18 protein-coding genes are annotated in these 16,559 nt (G+C 71.7%); 6 read left to right on the plus strand and 12 right to left on the minus strand.

Annotated elements, in window-relative coordinates:
• The first annotated feature begins 14 nt into the window (after positions 1-14).
• The 4 genes from bioD (at position 15) to FLW16_RS37625 (ending at position 4,626) form a co-directional block, all read left to right on the plus strand.
• Positions 15-737, plus strand: a complete 723-nt coding sequence (bioD, locus tag FLW16_RS37610; RefSeq protein WP_142565679.1) for a dethiobiotin synthase — start codon at positions 15-17, stop codon at positions 735-737.
• A 34-nt stretch (positions 738-771) separates the two neighbouring features.
• Positions 772-1,770 (plus strand): biotin synthase BioB, encoded by a 999-nt coding sequence (bioB, locus tag FLW16_RS37615; protein WP_142565681.1) that lies wholly within the window; start codon positions 772-774, stop codon positions 1,768-1,770.
• A gap of 157 nt (positions 1,771-1,927) precedes the next feature.
• Entirely contained in the window at positions 1,928-3,574 is a 1,647-nt protein-coding gene (locus tag FLW16_RS37620) for an acetolactate synthase (protein ID WP_142565683.1), read from the plus strand.
• A gap of 86 nt (positions 3,575-3,660) precedes the next feature.
• Entirely contained in the window at positions 3,661-4,626 is a 966-nt protein-coding gene (locus FLW16_RS37625; protein WP_142565685.1) for an aldo/keto reductase, read from the plus strand.
• Positions 4,627-4,665: 39 nt separating this feature from the next.
• On the opposite strand, the gene FLW16_RS37630 is transcribed toward FLW16_RS37625, so the two are convergent.
• The gene (locus FLW16_RS37630; RefSeq protein WP_260616025.1) at positions 4,666-6,366 is read right to left on the minus strand and encodes a serine/threonine-protein kinase; all 1,701 of its coding nucleotides are present in this window, start codon (positions 6,364-6,366) and stop codon (positions 4,666-4,668) included.
• A gap of 489 nt (positions 6,367-6,855) precedes the next feature.
• On the opposite strand from FLW16_RS37630, the gene FLW16_RS37640 reads away from it, so the two are divergent.
• The gene (locus tag FLW16_RS37640) at positions 6,856-7,233 is read left to right on the plus strand and encodes a thioesterase family protein (RefSeq protein ID WP_142565691.1); all 378 of its coding nucleotides are present in this window, start codon (positions 6,856-6,858) and stop codon (positions 7,231-7,233) included.
• 14 nt (positions 7,234-7,247) lie between these two features.
• Here FLW16_RS37640 and FLW16_RS45670 read toward each other — a convergent pair whose 3' ends face one another.
• The 10 genes from FLW16_RS45670 to FLW16_RS37685 all read right to left on the minus strand — a co-directional run bounded on the left by FLW16_RS45670 (position 7,248) and on the right by FLW16_RS37685 (position 14,960).
• Positions 7,248-7,460, minus strand: a complete 213-nt coding sequence (locus FLW16_RS45670; RefSeq protein WP_142565693.1) for a biotin/lipoyl-binding carrier protein — start codon at positions 7,458-7,460, stop codon at positions 7,248-7,250.
• 30 nt (positions 7,461-7,490) lie between these two features.
• Positions 7,491-8,825 carry an acetyl/propionyl/methylcrotonyl-CoA carboxylase subunit alpha gene (locus tag FLW16_RS37650; RefSeq protein ID WP_142565695.1) on the minus strand — a complete coding sequence of 445 codons (1,335 nt, stop codon included), beginning with the start codon at positions 8,823-8,825 and terminating at the stop codon, positions 7,491-7,493.
• Between the two features lie 133 nt (positions 8,826-8,958).
• Positions 8,959-10,248 (minus strand): HD-GYP domain-containing protein, encoded by a 1,290-nt coding sequence (locus tag FLW16_RS37655; protein ID WP_260616028.1) that lies wholly within the window; start codon positions 10,246-10,248, stop codon positions 8,959-8,961.
• Positions 10,245-11,600: an HD-GYP domain-containing protein gene (locus tag FLW16_RS37660; protein ID WP_142565697.1), complete on the minus strand. Its 1,356-nt coding sequence runs from the start codon at positions 11,598-11,600 to the stop codon at positions 10,245-10,247. The genes FLW16_RS37655 and FLW16_RS37660 overlap by 4 nt, the downstream gene beginning before the upstream one ends.
• A 310-nt stretch (positions 11,601-11,910) precedes the next feature.
• The gene (locus FLW16_RS44140) at positions 11,911-12,066 is read right to left on the minus strand and encodes a hypothetical protein (protein WP_185949766.1); all 156 of its coding nucleotides are present in this window, start codon (positions 12,064-12,066) and stop codon (positions 11,911-11,913) included.
• Positions 12,059-12,445 (minus strand): hypothetical protein, encoded by a 387-nt coding sequence (locus FLW16_RS37665; RefSeq protein ID WP_142565699.1) that lies wholly within the window; start codon positions 12,443-12,445, stop codon positions 12,059-12,061. Before FLW16_RS37665 ends, FLW16_RS44140 begins: the two co-directional genes overlap by 8 nt.
• A gap of 34 nt (positions 12,446-12,479) precedes the next feature.
• Complete coding sequence (locus tag FLW16_RS37670; RefSeq protein ID WP_142565701.1) at positions 12,480-13,016, minus strand: hypothetical protein; 537 nt, start codon at positions 13,014-13,016, stop codon at positions 12,480-12,482.
• A gap of 39 nt (positions 13,017-13,055) precedes the next feature.
• The gene (locus FLW16_RS37675) at positions 13,056-13,973 is read right to left on the minus strand and encodes an NAD-dependent epimerase/dehydratase family protein (RefSeq protein WP_142565703.1); all 918 of its coding nucleotides are present in this window, start codon (positions 13,971-13,973) and stop codon (positions 13,056-13,058) included.
• 151 nt (positions 13,974-14,124) lie between these two features.
• Complete coding sequence (gene rsrA, locus FLW16_RS37680) at positions 14,125-14,391, minus strand: mycothiol system anti-sigma-R factor (protein WP_142565705.1); 267 nt, start codon at positions 14,389-14,391, stop codon at positions 14,125-14,127.
• The gene (locus FLW16_RS37685) at positions 14,388-14,960 is read right to left on the minus strand and encodes a sigma-70 family RNA polymerase sigma factor (RefSeq protein WP_396687003.1); all 573 of its coding nucleotides are present in this window, start codon (positions 14,958-14,960) and stop codon (positions 14,388-14,390) included. The genes rsrA and FLW16_RS37685 overlap by 4 nt, the downstream gene beginning before the upstream one ends.
• 285 nt (positions 14,961-15,245) lie before the next feature.
• Between FLW16_RS37685 and FLW16_RS37690 the strand changes: the two genes are divergently transcribed.
• Positions 15,246-16,019 (plus strand): class I SAM-dependent methyltransferase, encoded by a 774-nt coding sequence (locus FLW16_RS37690; protein WP_260616031.1) that lies wholly within the window; start codon positions 15,246-15,248, stop codon positions 16,017-16,019.
• Positions 16,020-16,059: 40 nt separating this feature from the next.
• Here FLW16_RS37690 and FLW16_RS37695 read toward each other — a convergent pair whose 3' ends face one another.
• A complete protein-coding gene (locus FLW16_RS37695; RefSeq protein ID WP_185949767.1) occupies positions 16,060-16,392 on the minus strand; it encodes a TraR/DksA family transcriptional regulator in 333 nt (110 codons plus the stop codon).
• Between the last annotated feature and the right edge of the window lie 167 nt (positions 16,393-16,559).

Below are 16,559 nucleotides of genomic sequence, written 5' to 3' on the forward strand. Positions count from 1 at the left end.
AAGCGGGAAACACAGTGAGCATTCTCGTTGTGACCGGAACGGACACCGAGGTCGGCAAGACGGTGGTGACGGCCGCGCTCGCCGTACTGGCCAGGGAGCGGGGCGCGACGGTCGCGGTGGTGAAGCCGGCGCAGACCGGGGTGGCGGCCGGGGAGCCCGGGGACCTCGACGAGGTGATCCGCCTGTCGGGGGTGACGACGACCTTCGAGATGACGCGGTATCCCGATCCGCTCTCCCCCGCCGCTGCGGCCCGCGTCTCGGGCATGCCGCCGCTGTCGCTCGCCTCCGCGGCGGCGCGGATCGAGGAGCTGGCCGAGTCGCACCGGCTGGTGCTCGTCGAGGGCGCCGGGGGGCTGCTGGTCCGCTACGACGAGGAGGGCGGCACGCTCGCGGACCTGGCGCGGCGGCTGCACGCTCCCGTCCTCGTGGTGACGCGCGCCGCGCTGGGCACGCTCAACCACACGGCGCTGACGCTCGAGGCCGTGGCGGGCCGGGGCCTCGACCTGGCGGGCGTGGTGATCGGGTCCTGGCCGGCCGATCCGGGGCTTGCCGAGCGGTCGAACGTCGCCGACCTGGAGATGCTCGCCGCCCGGCCGCTGTCGGGCGCTTTGCCGGAGGGCGCGGGCGCGCTCGGCAGGGAGGCGTTCGCCCGCGCCGCCCGCGCCGGAATCGCTCCCGCCCTCGGCGGCATGTTCGACCCGGCCAGATTCCGCTCGACCCTTAAGCTGCCCCTGTGACAGGGGTGCCGCCGAGGACCGACGGGAGTGCCGCGTGAAGACCGACATCCTGGAGATCGCCCGCGTTCAGGTTCTGGACGAGGGCAGGGGCCTCGACGCGGCCCAGGCGCTCGAGTGCCTGACGCTGCCGGACGAGCGCCTGCCCGACCTGCTCGCGCTGGCGCACGAGGTGCGGATGAAGTGGTGCGGTCCCGAGGTCGAGGTGGAGGGGATCGTCTCGCTCAAGACCGGCGGCTGCCCGGAGGACTGCCACTTCTGCTCGCAGTCCGGCCAGTTCTCCTCCCCGGTGCGCGCGGCCTGGCTCGACATCCCCTCGCTCGTCCGGGCGGCCGTCGAGACGGCCGCGACCGGGGCGACGGAGTTCTGCATCGTCGCGGCCGTGCGCGGACCGGACCGGCGGCTGATGGACCAGGTCCGCGAGGGCGTGCGGGCGATCCGCGAGGCGGTCGACATCAACGTGGCCTGCTCGCTCGGCATGCTCACCCAGACGCAGGTGGACGAGCTGGCCGAGATGGGGGTCCACCGCTACAACCACAACCTGGAGACCGCCCGGTCGCACTTCCCCCGCGTGGTCACCACGCACACCTGGGAGGAGCGCTGGGACACCTGCCTCATGATCCGGGAGGCGGGCATGGAGCTGTGCTGCGGCGGCATCGTCGGCATGGGAGAGACCCTGGAGCAGCGGGCCGAGTTCGCCGCCCAGCTGGGCGAGCTGGAGCCCGACGAGGTGCCGCTCAACTTCCTCAACCCCCGCCCGGGCACGCCGTTCGCCGACCAGCCCGTCGTCGAGGGCACCGAGGCGCTGAAGACGATCGGCACGTTCCGCCTCGCCCTGCCGCGCACGATCCTGCGGTACGCCGGGGGCCGCGAGCTGACCCTGGGCGACCTCGGCACGAGGGACGGCATGCTGGGCGGCGTCAACGCCATCATCGTCGGCAACTACCTGACCACCCTGGGCCGCACGCCCGAGCGCGATCTGGAGCTGCTCGCCGACCTCAAGATGCCCGTCAAGGCGCTCTCCCAGACCCTCTGACGCCGTCGGCGGGCGATCGGCTGGAATCCCAGCCCGTAGGGGCGGAGTAGTCGCGGCGACACCGGGCATCAGCGGGAGTGACCGAGGTTCTCCTGTGGCTGGAGGGCATTGGCCGCCCATCTGTTCCGGTTACTGACCGACTGGTAGGTTTCACCCTATGGAGTCCCCCAAACACGCAGGCGACATCGCCGTCGCCGTCTCCCAGGCCTACGGCGTGGACACGATGTTCACGCTGTCCGGTGGGCACGTCTTCCCCTTGTACGACGGGGCCGTCCATCAGAACATGCGCATCCTGGACGTGCGCCACGAGCAGAGCGCGGTGTTCGCGGCCGAGGCGACGGCCCGGCTGACCCGGCAGCCCGGCCTCGCCGTGCTCACAGCCGGCCCCGGCGTCACCAACGGCGTCTCGGGGGTCGCCACCGCTCACTTCAACGGCTCCCCGGTCGTCGTGCTCGGCGGGCGCGCCCCGCGCTCACGCTGGGGCTCCGGGGCACTGCAGGAGATGGACCATCCACCGCTGTTCGAGCCCATCACCAAGCTCGCCTTCACCGGGTCGGGCGCGGACTCCATCGGGCAGGACGTCGAGATGGCCTTCCGCACGGCCCTGGCCCCGCATCGCGGCCCGGTGTTCCTGGACTTCCACATGGACGACCTGTTCTCCCCGTCGCCCGAGTACGTCTCGGAGACGCTGACCCCGTCGCCGCTGGAGCCCGACCCCGAGGCGCTCGCCGACATCGCGAGGCTGCTCGCCGAGGCCGAGCGCCCGGTGCTGGTGCTCGGCTCGGACGTGTGGATGGAGCGCGCCGAGGAGGCCGCGCGGGACTTCGCCGAGGAGTGGCGCCTGCCCGTCGTCCCCAACGGCCAGGGCCGGGGCATCCTGCCCGCCGGGCACGAGCTGCTGGTCACCCGCGCCCGGGGCGCCGCCTTCGGCCAGGCCGACCTCGTCATCGTGGTCGGCACCCCGCTCGACTTCCGCCTCGCGTACGGCTGGTTCGGCGGCAAGGAGGGCGCGCCGCTCGCCAGGGTCGTCCACATCGCCGACGCGCCCTCCCAGCTCGCGACGCACACCGGCCTGTCCGGGTCGGCCGCCGGGGATCTGTCGGTCATCTTCTGGGGGCTGTCCGCGGCCTGCGGGGCCGCCGGAGTGAACCCCAAGGCGTACGAGCCGTGGGTGAGCAGGCTGGGCGAGGCCGCGGCGGCGGCGACCGCCGGGGACGCGGCCCTGCTGGAGTCCGACGCCGACCCGATCCACCCGATGCGCATCTACGGCGAGCTCAACAAGGTGCTCGCCGACGACGCGGTCGTCATCGGCGACGGCGGCGACTTCGTCTCCTACGCCGGCAAGTACGTCGAGCCGCGCAGGCCCGGCAACTGGCTCGACCCCGGCCCGTACGGCTGCCTCGGCACCGGGCTCGGCTACTCCATCGCGGCACGTCTGGCGAGGCCGTCGTCGCAGGTCGTGCTGCTGCTGGGCGACGGCGCGGCGGGCTTTTCGCTGATGGACGTCGACACGCTGGTGCGCCACCGCCTGCCGGTCGTCATGATCTGCGGCAACAACGGCATGTGGGGCCTGGAGAAGCACCCCATGCAGATGCTGTACGGCTACGACGTGGCGGCCGAACTCCAGCCGCAGTGCCGCTACGACCAGGTCGTCACCGCGCTCGGCGGCGGCGGGGAGCTCGTCACGTCGCCGGGCGAGATCGGCCCGGCGCTGCGCCGCGCCTTCGACTCCGGCGTGCCCTATCTGGTGAACATCGCCACCGACCCGGCGATCGCCTACCCCCGCAACACGACCGGAGTGTGACCGCGCGTACGGCTCCGCCCGTGACACCCGGGCGGAGCCCGGCGGTCCTCCCCCCGACCCCGTACAACCCGTCGAGGGATTGACGAGTGCGATACGTGCGCCTGGGATCTTCAGGCCTGAAGGTGTCGAGAGTCGCGCTGGGCATGATGAGCTACGGCGCCCCCTCGGCACTCTCGTGGAGCCTCGACCGGGACCGCGCCGAGCCGATCGTCCGGCGCGCGGTCGAGGCCGGCGTCACCTTCTTCGACACGGCCGACATGTACGGCGACGGCGCCGGCGAGGAGGTGACCGGCCGCCTGCTGCGCGCACTGTTCGCCAGGCGCGACGACTACGTGCTGGCCACCAAGGTCTACTACCCCATGGGGCCGGGCCCCAACGACGGCGGGCTGTCGCGCAAGCACATCATGTCGGCCGTCGACGCCTCGCTCACCCGTCTCGGCACCGATCACATCGACCTCTACCAGGTCCACCGGTGGGACGCGGAAACCCCGATCGAGGAGACGATGGCGGCCCTCGACGACCTGGTCCGATCGGGCAAGGTGCGCTATGCCGGCGCCTCCCTGATGTACGCCTGGCAGTTCGCCAAGGCCCAGCACGCCGCCGAACGTCACGGTCTCACCCGGTTCGTGTCCATGCAGACTCGCTACAACCTCCTGTATCGAGAGGAGGAACGCGAGATGCTGCCGCTGTGCGCGGATCAGCGGGTGGGTGTCCTGCCCTACAGCCCGCTGGCCCGGGGCGTCCTGGCCGCCACCGGCCCCCGCGACACCGACCGGGCGGCGGCGGAGCGCGGCAGGTCGCGCTCGATCGACGGCGACGACCTCGTCATCGGCGCGCTGCGCGCGATCGCCGCCGAGCGTGGCCTGCCACCCGCCCAGATCGCGCTGGCGTGGACGCTCGCCCACCCGACGGTTTCCGCGTCGATAGTTGGAGCCACCAGAACCGGTCATGTGGACGACGCCGTCGCCGCCGTCGACGTGGCGCTCACCCCGGCGGAGAAATCCAGGCTGGAAGAGCACTACCGCCCCCGCACCCCGTACGGCCACACATGACGAGCCGCCGGACCAGTCCGGGACGCCCCGAAGTGGAGCTCAGGACGTCGCGGGAGAGCGGCTCGCGGCCGAGCTGGGCGACGGGCTGGGCGAGGGGGGCGGGCAGTCCTTCTTCACGGTGAACGTGACCGCCGTGCCCTCCTTGACGAGCGTGTTCGCCGCCGGCTTCTGGCTGACGACCGTCCCCTTGCACTCCCCCTCGCCGTCGTAGACGGGTTTCGGGGTGAGACCCAGCATGTTGAGCCGCGCCAGTGCGGAGCTCTCCGGCAGGTCCTGCAAGTGAGGCACCTTGACCATGCCCTTGGTCGAGCTCGGCGAGGGCGTCGGCGATGCGGTGCGGTGCGGCGACGGGCTGGGAGTCGGGCTCGGCGTGGGACTCGGCTTCCTGGTCTTGGTCGGGCTCGGCCGCGTCACCGGCACGTCCTGGGACGGCCTCGCAGGGGGCCGCGAGATGGCCCGCGTCGGCGTCGGCGACGGCGACGGGGTGATCACGTTCAGGGACTGAGCGGGTGGCTCGGGGGTCCCGGATCCGGCCGAGGCCATGTTGATGCCGAGGACGGCCAGGCCGCCGACGACGGCGAACCCCGCCACCCCGGCCGCGACCGGCATCCCCCGGCCCTTCTTGGACCGCTGCGCCGCGCGCCGCGCCGTACGAGAGCCCTGCTGCGGGGAGGCGACGGTCGCCGGCGGCACGGCCGGGGCGTCGTTCCAGGACTCGCGCGTGACACGGTAGGTGGCACCGGTGGCCGGGACGGCCTCCGGTGCCACCTGGTAGGGACCTGCCTGGGTGGGCGCGCCTGTGGGGGCGGGCGGGGCCCCCATGCCCGTGACGGCCTGGGCCCCGGTGACGCCCTGCGGGCCGTACCCCCCTCCGGCCAGGCCCTGCGGCCCGTAGGGTGGCGCGGCGTCCGGAACCACCGTCCCCGGGGCCAGCACCGACTGCCGGGCCGCCTGGCTCATCGCGGCGGCGGACGGCCAGCGGCGGGCCGGGTCCTTCGACATCGCCCGTTCGACGATGGCCCGGACGGCGGGCGGCACGTCCGGCGGCAGCGGCGGCGGCTCCTCGCGGATGTGCTTGAGCGCGATCGTCACCGGCGAGTCGCCGTCGAAGGGACGCTGCCCGGCCAGGCACTCGTACGCCACCACGCCCAGCGCGTAGATGTCGACGGCGGGCGTGACCGGAGCGCCCTCGGCCTGCTCCGGCGCGCAGTAGGCCGCGGTGCCGAGCACCATTCCGGCGTCGGTGAGGCGGCTGCCCTGGTCGGCGCGGGCGATCCCGAAGTCGGTCAGCACCAGCGTGCCGTCGGACCGCACCAGCAGGTTGCCCGGTTTGACGTCCCGGTGCACGATTCCCCGTTCGTGCACGGCCTGGAGGGCGGAGGCCGCCTGCGCGATGAGCTCCATCGCGGGCTCGGCGCCGATGCGGCCGAGGCGCATCAGCAGGCGGTCGAGAGGCTCGCCGTCGACGAACCGCATGACCAGGTACGCGGTGGAGCCGTCGCCGGGGACCTCGGTGACCCCGTAGTCGTAGACGTCGACGACGCCGGGGTGGTTGACGGTCGCCATCGCCCGGGCTTCGCCCTGGAAGCGCACGGCGAATCCGGGGTCGTCGAGACGACCGGGGAGAAGCACCTTGACGGCGACGGTGCGCGCGAGGACGGTGTCCTCGCCACGCCATACCTCGCCCATGCCCCCGGCGCCGAGCCGGGCGTCCAACCGGTAACGCCCAGCCAGGGTCATGCCTTGGGCCACCATTTGCGCCCCGTACCCCCTAAGTGAATCGACCCCCGAAGGTGTCCAACAAAGCAGGTTCGTGTCGCGGGTAGATAACGACAAGTTCACGGAACCCTGTACGCGTAAGGGATCCAGGCTCGGGGGATCGAAGGTCGAGCCTACCTGTTATCCGCCCGTACTACCGTGCACCGAACACCGTGCCGTCCAGTTCCTGGGCGTGACCTGGACGACCATGCGGCGGCGGCAGTGCGGGCAGTAACGCGGTGGCTCCATCGCCCTGGCGGCCAGGCAGGCCGCGTGATCACCGTTTCCGGCCGGACGGCCGCAGTGATCGCAGTAGAGGTCCACAGTGCACCACCCTAACCGCTGCCCGCCTCCGCCGCCTGGAAAGCATCATGGAGTCCCCGCTGCCAATTAAGACGCTTCCCGGCCCCTTTTAGTTGCCTCGCGGTCTCCACCGGCGTCGGGGAATGACGACCCAATAGGCTGACCCGCATGAGTATCGCTCCAGGTCTGCACGCCGAAGTCCTCATCATGGTGGAGCGCGAGGACACGGCGATCCGGGTCGGCAGCGGCGACGTGCCGGTGCTGGGCACGCCGCGGCTGCTGTCGTTCGCCGAGGGGGCCACGGTCAAGGCCGTCCAGCATCACCTGGAGCCGGGGCAGACCACGGTGGGGACCAGGGTGCTGATCGAGCACCGTCTGCCCAGCCCGGTCGGGATGCACGTCGAGATCGGCGTCGAGCTCACGGAGGTGGACGGCAGGCGGCTCGTCTTCTCCGTCAGGGCCGTCGACAAGACCGGCGCCCTGGTCGCCACGGGCACGATCGAGCGGGTCGTCGTCGACCGGGAGCGGTTCCTCTCCCGTCGGTGAACGTCCGGCCCGCTCTACTCGATGACGGCGATCACGTCTCCCTCCTGGACGACGTCGCCCTCCTGCACGTGAAGCTTCGAGACGGTCCCCGCGTCCTCGGCGAGGACGGGGATCTCCATCTTCATCGACTCCAGGATCACAAGGGTGTCGCCCTCCTCGACGACCTCGCCCTCGCTCACAACGATCTTCCAGACGTTCGCCACCATCTCGGCGCGCACCTCGGCCACCCGGGAACTCCCCTCAAATAATCCAGCAGATCAGGCTTTTCTCATCCGGGCGACCAGCCCGGTGTCATAGTCCCCGCTCACGAACTCGGGATGGTCGAGCAACTCGGCGCAGAACGGCAGGTTGTGCTTCGGGCCCTCGACGCGGAACCCGGCGACGGCCTCACGGCCCCGCTCCAGCGCCTCCTCGCGGGTGGCGCCGGTGACGCAGAGCTTGGCCATCAGCGGATCGTAGAACGGCGTGACGGTGTTGCCCGCCGCGTACCCCGAATCGATGCGCACCCCCTCGCCCGCCGGCTCCTCCCATACACCGATCTTGCCAGGGCCGGGCAGGAACCTGCGGGGGTCCTCGGCGTAAACGCGGAACTCGATCGCGTGGCCGCTCACCCGCGGCTCGACGGAGTAGACCTCGCCGGCCGCGACGCGGATCTGGTGCTCCACGAGGTCGAGGCCGGTGACCAGTTCGGTGACGGGGTGCTCCACCTGGAGCCGGGTGTTCATCTCCAGGAAGACGAAGTCCTGGGCGTCCGCGTCCACCAGGCACTCCACCGTGCCCGCGCCGCGATAGGACACCGCCTCCCCCGCCCGTACGGCCGCCGCGAGCATCCGCTCGCGCAGCTCCGGGGTCACGCCGGGGGACGGGCTCTCCTCCACGACCTTCTGGTGGCGCCGCTGGACCGAGCAGTCGCGCTCGCCCAGGGCGACCACGGTGCCGTCGGCGAGGCCGAGGATCTGCACCTCGACGTGCCTGGCCCGCTCGATGTAGCGCTCAAGCAGGATGGCCGGCTCGCCGCCGAAGCGGGCGGCCGCACGGCAGGCCTGCTCGAACGCCTTGGCCAGCGACTCGTCGTCGCGCGCCACGCCCATGCCGATCCCGCCGCCCCCGCCGGCCGCCTTCACCATCACGGGGTACCCGATCTCCTCGGCGGCCCGCCGGGCCTGCGCGAGGTCGGAGACCGGCTCCCTGGTCCCGGCGGCGACCGGCACGCCCGCGGCCTCCATCAGGTTGCGGGCGTTGATCTTGTCGCCCATCTGCTCGATGGCCTTGGGGTCAGGGCCGATCCAGACGAGCCCGGCCTCGATCACCGCGCGGGCGAACGCGGCGTTCTCCGCGAGGAACCCGTATCCGGGGTGGACCGCCCGCGCTCCCGTCGCACGGGCGGCCTGGAGGACCTTGTCGATGTCGAGGTAACTCTGGGCCGGGTTCGCGGGGCCGAGGAGCACGGCGTCGTCGGCCTCACGCACGAACGGCAGGTCGGCGTCCGCCTCGGAGTGGACCGCGACGGCGCGCAGCCCCATGCCCCGCACCGTACGGATGATCCGGCGGGCGATTTCACCACGGTTGGCCACGAGAACTGAGTCGAACACGCACCCAACTCTAGGATGATCCCCCGCTCCGTCCCCCCGCCCGTTCCGACTGAACGCGGGGGCCGAATCTGTAGGGTCGCCACAACGACGACAGGCCCGGCGCGCCGTTGGAGGCGTTCCGATGCTATGTCTGCTACAAGCGCGTGACGAGCACGAGTCGGTCGACGACGCGCGCCATCGCCTCCACCACTCCGGGGTCGTAGGCCGACCCGCCGTCGAGGCGCAGCCGCTCCAGCGCCGCCGCCGCGCGGTCCCTGTCGGTCGAGCCGCCCACGAGGTCGTCGTACGCGTTGGCGGCCTTGATGATGCGGCTGGCCATCGGCGGGGACTCGCCGAGCGTGTCGCACTGCCGCCGGACGATCTCCGCGACGCCGTGGAGTACGCCGGTCTTCCTGATCACCTCGGCGCCCAGCTCGGCGATCCGCCGCGCCTGCGCGGGGTCGGCCAGCACGGTCGCGCCGCCGGGGATCGGGTCGCGCAGCGAGAGCTGGCCGATGTCGTGCATGAGCGCGGCGTACTCCAGCTCAAGCAGCTGCGGCTCCGCCATGCCCAGCTCCCGGCCGATGGCGACCGACAGCTGGCTGACGCGGCGCGAGTGGCCCGGCTCGACATACCCGCCGACCTCGGTGACCCGGCTCAGCGCGCGCACGGTCTGCAGGTAGGTCGCCCGGATGCCTGCGTACTTGCGGAACGCCACCTGCGTGACGAGCAGCGGCGCGGCGAACGCGGGCAGCGCGGTCATGTCCATGCTGTGCGAGGCGAGCGCGAGCAGGATGCCCGACGCCGCGACGGCGGCGCCGAGCGGCGCGGCCATCCTGATCTCGTCCCGTACGGCCACGACGAACACGGTCCTGACCTGGTCGGCCCTGAGCATGGCGGCGATCACCACGTCGGCCGCGAGCATGACCGTGACGAGCACGGCCATCACGCCGAGCGCCGGCCACCAGTTCCCGTGCCGGTCGGCCGTGTCTCCCGCGAGCTCCCCCAGCGGGCCGGTGAGCGGCCGGTAGGCGAAGGCGAGCAGCGACCCGGCGAGCAGCCGCCGGGCCATCGCGTCGAGACGCGGCGGCCGGCCGACCGCCAGGTGCGGCAGCCCGCCCGCGATCATGCCGACCGACATCACCGCCACGACCTGCAGGGCCGAATGGTGCGCAGGCCGTCCGCCCACGTCGAGCAGCAGGGCGTACCCGAGGGATGCGGCGGTGGAGATCGGAGCGACCTCGCGGTTGCCGGGCATCGTGAGCCGGGCCAGTTCGCCTGCGGCGATGAGCGCGCCGAACCCGATGGCGACCCGCGGGTCGGTCAGGCCCTCCGCCGCGGTGTGGGCGATCCCCGCCACGGTCAGCATCCCCGCGGCGCAGATGAGCAGGAGCTGGCCCGAGTCGAGCCCCACCGGTCTGACCGTCAGCCGACGCTCCCTCACCGCTCCGACACCACCTGGATGGGCGTCGTCGGGTCGTCGTGGTCCTTCACGGTGGTCTCCACGGCGGCGTCGTCCGGCGGCACGGGCACCGGCTGCGCCAGGTCCCAGCCGTGCCGGTCGAGCGCCTTGACGAACGCGCACACCATGTCGGGGTCGAACTGTGTTCCGGCGTTCTTGCGCAGCTCGGCCACCGCGAACTCGATCGACTTGGCCTTGCGGTAGGAGCGGTCGGAGGTCATGGAGTCGAACGCGTCGGCCACCGCGATGATCCGGGCGAATTCGGGGATCTCCGAGCCGGCCAGGCCCATCGGGTAGCCCTTCCCGTCATGTCGTTCGTGGTGGTGCATGATCCCGGCGAACGCCTCGTCGAGGAAGTCGATGCCCCGCACGATCTCCAGCCCGCGCATCGGATGGAGCTGGATCGCGGCGTACTCCTCCTCGGTCAGGCGGCCGTCCTTCTGCAGCACCTTGGTCGGTACGCCGAGTTTGCCCACGTCGTGGAGCATGCCCGCGTACCGGATCGCGCGCAGCCGCTCGGTGCCCATCCCGATCTCCTCAGCGATCATGGAGGAGGCCGCTGAGACCCGCGTGCAGTGCCCGCGCGTGTAGTAGTCCTTCGTCTCCACCGCCTGGCACAGCGCCGCGATGGTCGCGTCGTACGCCCGCTGCTCGGCGTGGTAGTGCCCCAAGGCCCACCGGGCCACGAACAGCGGCAGCAGCACGAGCACGGCCGAGATCGACTGCACCGTCGACCACAGGGCCGCGATCAGCAGTCCGAAGGTGGCGAAGCCGACGTAGGAGCTCAGGAACTGCAGCATCGCGCGGAGCGAGACCTGGTCTTTGTGCACCGCGGACGCCAGCCGGAGGATGACCGCGGTCAGCGCGAAGTTGACGGCCACGAAGACCACCGTCGCCGCGGCGTACGGCACGAGGATGCCCGGGAAGTCGGCCGGCTCGGGCAGGTGGGCCCGTCCTCCCGCGCTCTCGTAGGCCCATCCGGCGGCGTACCCGCACAGGGCGTACTGCCCGCCGTTGAACAGCCGTTTCACCATCGGCAGGCCGGGACGCACGCTCACGACCGCGGCCAGCCCGACCAGGGCGGCGCCCTCCGGGCCGACGAGCACCACGGCGGCCAGCGCGGCGGAGAAGCTCACCGACACCGCGACGTGCGGCACGTTGAGCAGCGTCGGCACCGACTCGCAGAGCAGGAAGAGCAGCGCCAGGACGAGAAGCGCCGACCAGTCCTCCGCCACGAGCCCGTGATGCGCGAGGAGACCGCGCGTGATCACGAGACCGGCGGTTCCGACGAGTGCGACGAAGTAGACCCTGGCGGGCCACGGAAGTTCCCGCATGGCGGCCACCTTGAATGCGGATCGGACCCGTGGGCCGGCCCTGCCGGACCGGCCCACGGGCAGTGACTACGTCCAGGAGATCCCCGGGGTGCCGGCCGCGAGACCGGCCAGAGCCACCACCGGAGTGAGCAGCGCCAGCGCCACTATCAGCCTGACGACGGTCTTCCCAAGCATTGCGCCGCCTCCACGTCGATGTCGCACTCAGGCTACAGAAGGGCCGACTGCCGGTCCGGGATGTCGCGACCATCGCAGCCAAACCGTAACCAAGCCATCACACCGCGTGCAATTGCACCGGTTTGTCAGTGCCTTTTCACGGGGCGAGCCCGGCCATCAGCCGACGGACGTCGTCGTCCACGTCCGCCTGGAGCATGCCGTTGTCGACGCTCGGCGTGCAGCCGTACCGGATGTGCACGCCCACGGGCGGCCCCTCCTCGTAACCGAACACGAGCCGGTAGTCGTCACCCACGCCACGTCCCCTCCCGGTAGGCGGCGGTCAGGGCCTTCCCGGCGTACGAGCGGGTCCTGACCGTGCCGTTCGTCGTCGTGACGCAGGAGTTCACCTCCTCGGCGCTGCCCACCCACAGCGCCGGCCGTTCGCCGCCCGGATCCATGTTGACGCCGGGATAGGCGCAGATCAGCGCCCGGACCGGCGAGCCGGGCACCAGCGACTCGTCCGCGCCGTCCACATCCACGGCGGCCGGCACCCAGCCGCCGATGCCCTCGCCGCTCCAGCGCTGCGGGCACGCGTCCGGCACCGCCCTCGGCTCCGGAGCGCACGCGGCCGGCACGGCTCCCGCCCACATGGCGACGGCGACGAGGAGGACTGCGGCCCGGCGCGAACGCATCACACTGCTGAGACGTCCACCCCGGCCGGCCGGTTCAACCGGCGCACACCTGCTGCGGACCCGACGTCGAGAAGCTGAGGCCCCAGCTGGCGTACATCTTCGCGGGCACCGGCGGGACGCACACCCGGGCGTCGTAGGCGCCCTGGTAGCGCCACTCTCCGGGGCCCTGCTTCGTCCAGTAGTGCAGGCGGTCGAGCATCGCGACGACGTAGAACTCGTCCGTCGCCTCGCTCTCGCCATAGATGATTCCGTAGTAGACGGTTCCTCCGCCTGCCACGTCCGCCGCGTCTGTGGGAGCTCCCGCGCGGCGGACCGCCCCCGCGAGCTCCTCACGGATCTCCCTATCGATCCGCAGCGGCCATGACGTCCCTGCCGAGTGGCGCTGCCCCGGATCCTCTTCCGCCTCTTCCTCCGGGTCGTCCGAGGAGGACGGCGGAGTCGGCCGGGGTACGACGGCGGGGGCGGCGGCCGGGGCCGACGACGTGAGCGCGAGCGTCAGCGCGGCTGCCCCCGCCACGCAGATCGCGAGCAGGGCCCCCAGCACGGCCGCGACGAGCGGTGATCTTGGCATGCCCGACTACTAGCACGCCGCATCTGGTAATGAAAGCGGTCAGACGAGCGCCTGGCGGGCCCATTCGACGGTGGCCTTGAGGCCTGTGGGCAGGTCGTGCCGGGGACGCCAGCCGAGCGCCTCGTACGCCGGGGCGGGGTCGACGGCCATCGCGGGGAGGTCGCCCATGCGAGGGGGCTCGAAGCGCGGCTCGTCGGGTGCTCCGGCCGCCGCGGCGATCAGGCTGTGCAGCTCACGGTCGGTGGTCTGGACGCCGGTGCCGAGGTTGAAACGGCGGCCGTCGCCGTGGGGCCCGCAGGCGCGGGCGAAGCCGTCCACCACGTCCTCCACGAAGACGTAGTCGCGCGTCTGGGAGCCGTCGCCGTACACGACCGTGGGCTTTCCCGCGAGCAGGGCGTCGGTGAAGATGGCGACCACCCCGGCCTCGCCCTCGGGCGACTGGCGCGGCCCGTAGACGTTCGACAGCACGAGCGTGGTGTATTCGAGCCCGTGCAGCGCCCGGTAGGTGGCGAGGTACAGCTCACCGCCGAGCTTGGAGGCGGCGTACGGCGAGCGGGGATCGGTGGGGGCGTCGCCCGGGACCGGAATCACGGCAGGCCTGCCGTAGACGGCGACCGAGGACGCGTAGACGACCTTGCGGGCCCCGCCGCGGCGGGCGGCCTCCAGGACGTTCACCGTGCCCTCGACGTTGATCCCGGCGTCGGTCACCGGGTCGGCCACGCTCCTGCGCACGCTGATCTGCGCGGCGAGGTGGCAGACGACCTCCGGCCGCCAGCGTTCGGCGAGCTCCGCGAGCGCGGGGTCGCGCACGTCCATGACATGGAGGGGGGCGTCGGGGTTGCGCACGTGGCCGGACGACAGGTCGTCCACCACCGCGACCTCGTGGCCGTCCGCCAACAGCCGATCGACGAGGGTGGATCCGATGAACCCCGCCCCGCCCGTGACCAGTGCCCGCATGTCCCCGCCCTTCCCGGCCTGTAACGGAAGATCCTAACGAGCATTGCCCCGGCACGGCCCGATCACGCCTCCGCGACGGAGGCGCGACTCTCGGGGGACAGGACGCGGCGGATGCCGCGCCGCCCGGCCGTCGCCCCTCGGAACCGCCGAGCTAGTCGGCCATCTCGGCGCGTACCTGCTCGATCCGGCTGAGCACCTTGCTGCGCAGGTCCTGCGGGACGGGGTCGCACCCGCAGTGTTTGGCCACGAGCCGCTTGACGGCCTCTTCGAGGCCGTACTCCCCCAGGCAGGGGGAGCACTCGTCGAGGTGCTTCCTTATCTCGGCGATACGGTCGCTGTCCAGCTCACCGTCCAGGTAGGTGTACACCCGGTCGAGCACCTCGCTACACGGGGTGTCGTGGTGGTTCCCGCAGCTCATCGCTCCTCCTCGCCAAGCGTCCCGCCGAGACCCGCGCCGCGGGAGTCCGACCGCACGAGGCCGCGATCGCGCGCGTAGTCCTCGAGCTGGTTGCGCAGCTGCCGGCGGCCACGGTGGAGGCGCGACATCACGGTCCCGATGGGCGTGCCCATGATCTCGGCGATCTCCTTGTACGGGAAGCCCTCCACGTCCGCCAGATAGACGGCGATGCGGAACTCCTCGGGGAGCGCGGCGAGAGCGTCCTTCACGTCGCTGTCGGGAAGGTGCTCGAGCGCCTCGATCTCGGCCGACTTCAGCCCGCTGGACGTGTGCGACTCCGCCCGGGCGAGCTGCCAGTCCTCGATCTCCTCGGTGCCCGCCTGCTTGGGCTCCCGTTGCTTCTTCCGGTAGCTGTTGATGAACGTGTTGGTGAGGATGCGGTAGAGCCAGGCCTTGAGGTTCGTCCCCTCCTGGAACTGGTGGAAGGAGGCGAACGCCTTGGCGAAGGTCTCCTGCAGGAGATCCTCCGCATCCGCTGCGTTTCGGGTCATCCGGAGCGCGGCTGAGTACAGTTGATCGAGAAACGGCATGACGTCGCGCTCGAACCGCTCGCTGCGCTGCTCCAGAGTCTCCTCGGCTGTCTTGGAGACCGGACCCACCCCCTTAAGGACAACGTTCCCAGCCGAGGATACCGGCCCGGCAACGTCCAGCCCGTCGAGGCCTTCTGGCAGCACCAACGTCTTCATGCCCAACTGCAACAGGGCGGGCGTAGAGTCTGTTCCCGGTGCAGATTGAGGTGACGAACGACCCGGTGCGGGGAAAAAAGTAAGCACCGGCTTGGTAGCCCGGAAACCGAGTTTCGCTGCCGTACGCCCATGCGCGGGGCAGCCAGAGTCCAGGAGTCGCTCGTGCTGCCTATACCGGCCAACGAACTCAACGGCTCGGGCACACTCGGGCCGTACTGGACCTTCTATCACGCGGTCGTCGCCGAACAGCTGCGCCAGTGGCTGCCCGGCCGCCCCTCCCTGCTGCTGGACCTGTCCGGCGGACGGGGGCGGTGGCCGGCCCAGGCGGCGCGCGCCGGTCACCGGGTGATCGAGGTCATGGACTTCCGCAGGCCGGCGGAACCGTGGTTGCGCGACGCCTCCGACCGCATACAGAAGGTGCGCGCCGACAACCTCGGCTTCCTGCCCGACGGCTGCGTGGACGGTGTGATCGCCGAGGAGCGCGTACTGTCGGTCGAGATCATGGCGGAGTCCGTCATCGAGGACGTGGCCCGGGTGCTGCGGCCAGGCGGGCGCGCGCTGCTGTGCGTCGACTCGCTGGTCCTCGGGATGGCGATCCTGGCCGAGCAGAACTACTGGGCGCACCTGTGCCAGACGGGCGAGGTCATGCTCATCCCCTGGCCCGACGGCAGCATCACCCGCTGCTTCACCAGCCAGCAGATTCGCGAGCTGATCACCGGCGCCGGCCTCGAGGTGGAGTGGGTGCGCCCGCGCACCGTGCTGTCCCCCTCCACCGTCGACCACGTGCTGAGCACGGAGAGCAAGTCGCTGTCCTGGCTGGTCCGCACCGAGCTCGAGACCGAGGCCGACGGCGACGACACGGTCGGCATCCACCTGGTGGCCAGCGCCCGCAAGCCGATGTGAACGCTCTCCCGAACGGTGCTCGGACAGGCGCTCGGGCGGGTCACCTGCGGCGCTCGGCCCGTGACTGGCACTGCACGCAGCGGGCCGCCTCGGGGCGGGCCTCCAGCCTGCCCTCGGGCACGAGCGTGCCGCAGTCGACGCAGCGGCCGTAACCGCCGTCGTCCAGCCGGCGCAGCGCGGCCAGCACGGCCGTACGCTGCCGGGACGCGGCGTCGAGCATGGCCCGGGTCCGGTCGGCGTCGGTGAGGTCGGCTCCCGCGTCGGCGAGGGACCTGTCGCGCCCGGCGACCGGATCCCCGCGCAGCACGCTGATCGACCGGTCGAGCTCGGCGAGCATGCTTTCCAGGCGCATACGCGCGGTCGCGACGTCCACGGATCCGCACCTCCGGGAGTGGGGGAGTCACCCGTCCAGGAGCCCCCGGTCCCCTGGACGGTCAGCGGCCGGTCACCTATCGCGCGACCGCTTTCTCGAACGGATGCCCACTTCGCGCGTCGCTTACACCCCTGACCTGCCCGGCAGCCGCCCGCAGGTGCGGGCTC

Source organism: Microbispora sp. KK1-11, from assembly GCF_006874435.1.
Lineage (GTDB): Bacteria > Actinomycetota > Actinomycetes > Streptosporangiales > Streptosporangiaceae > Microbispora > Microbispora catharanthi.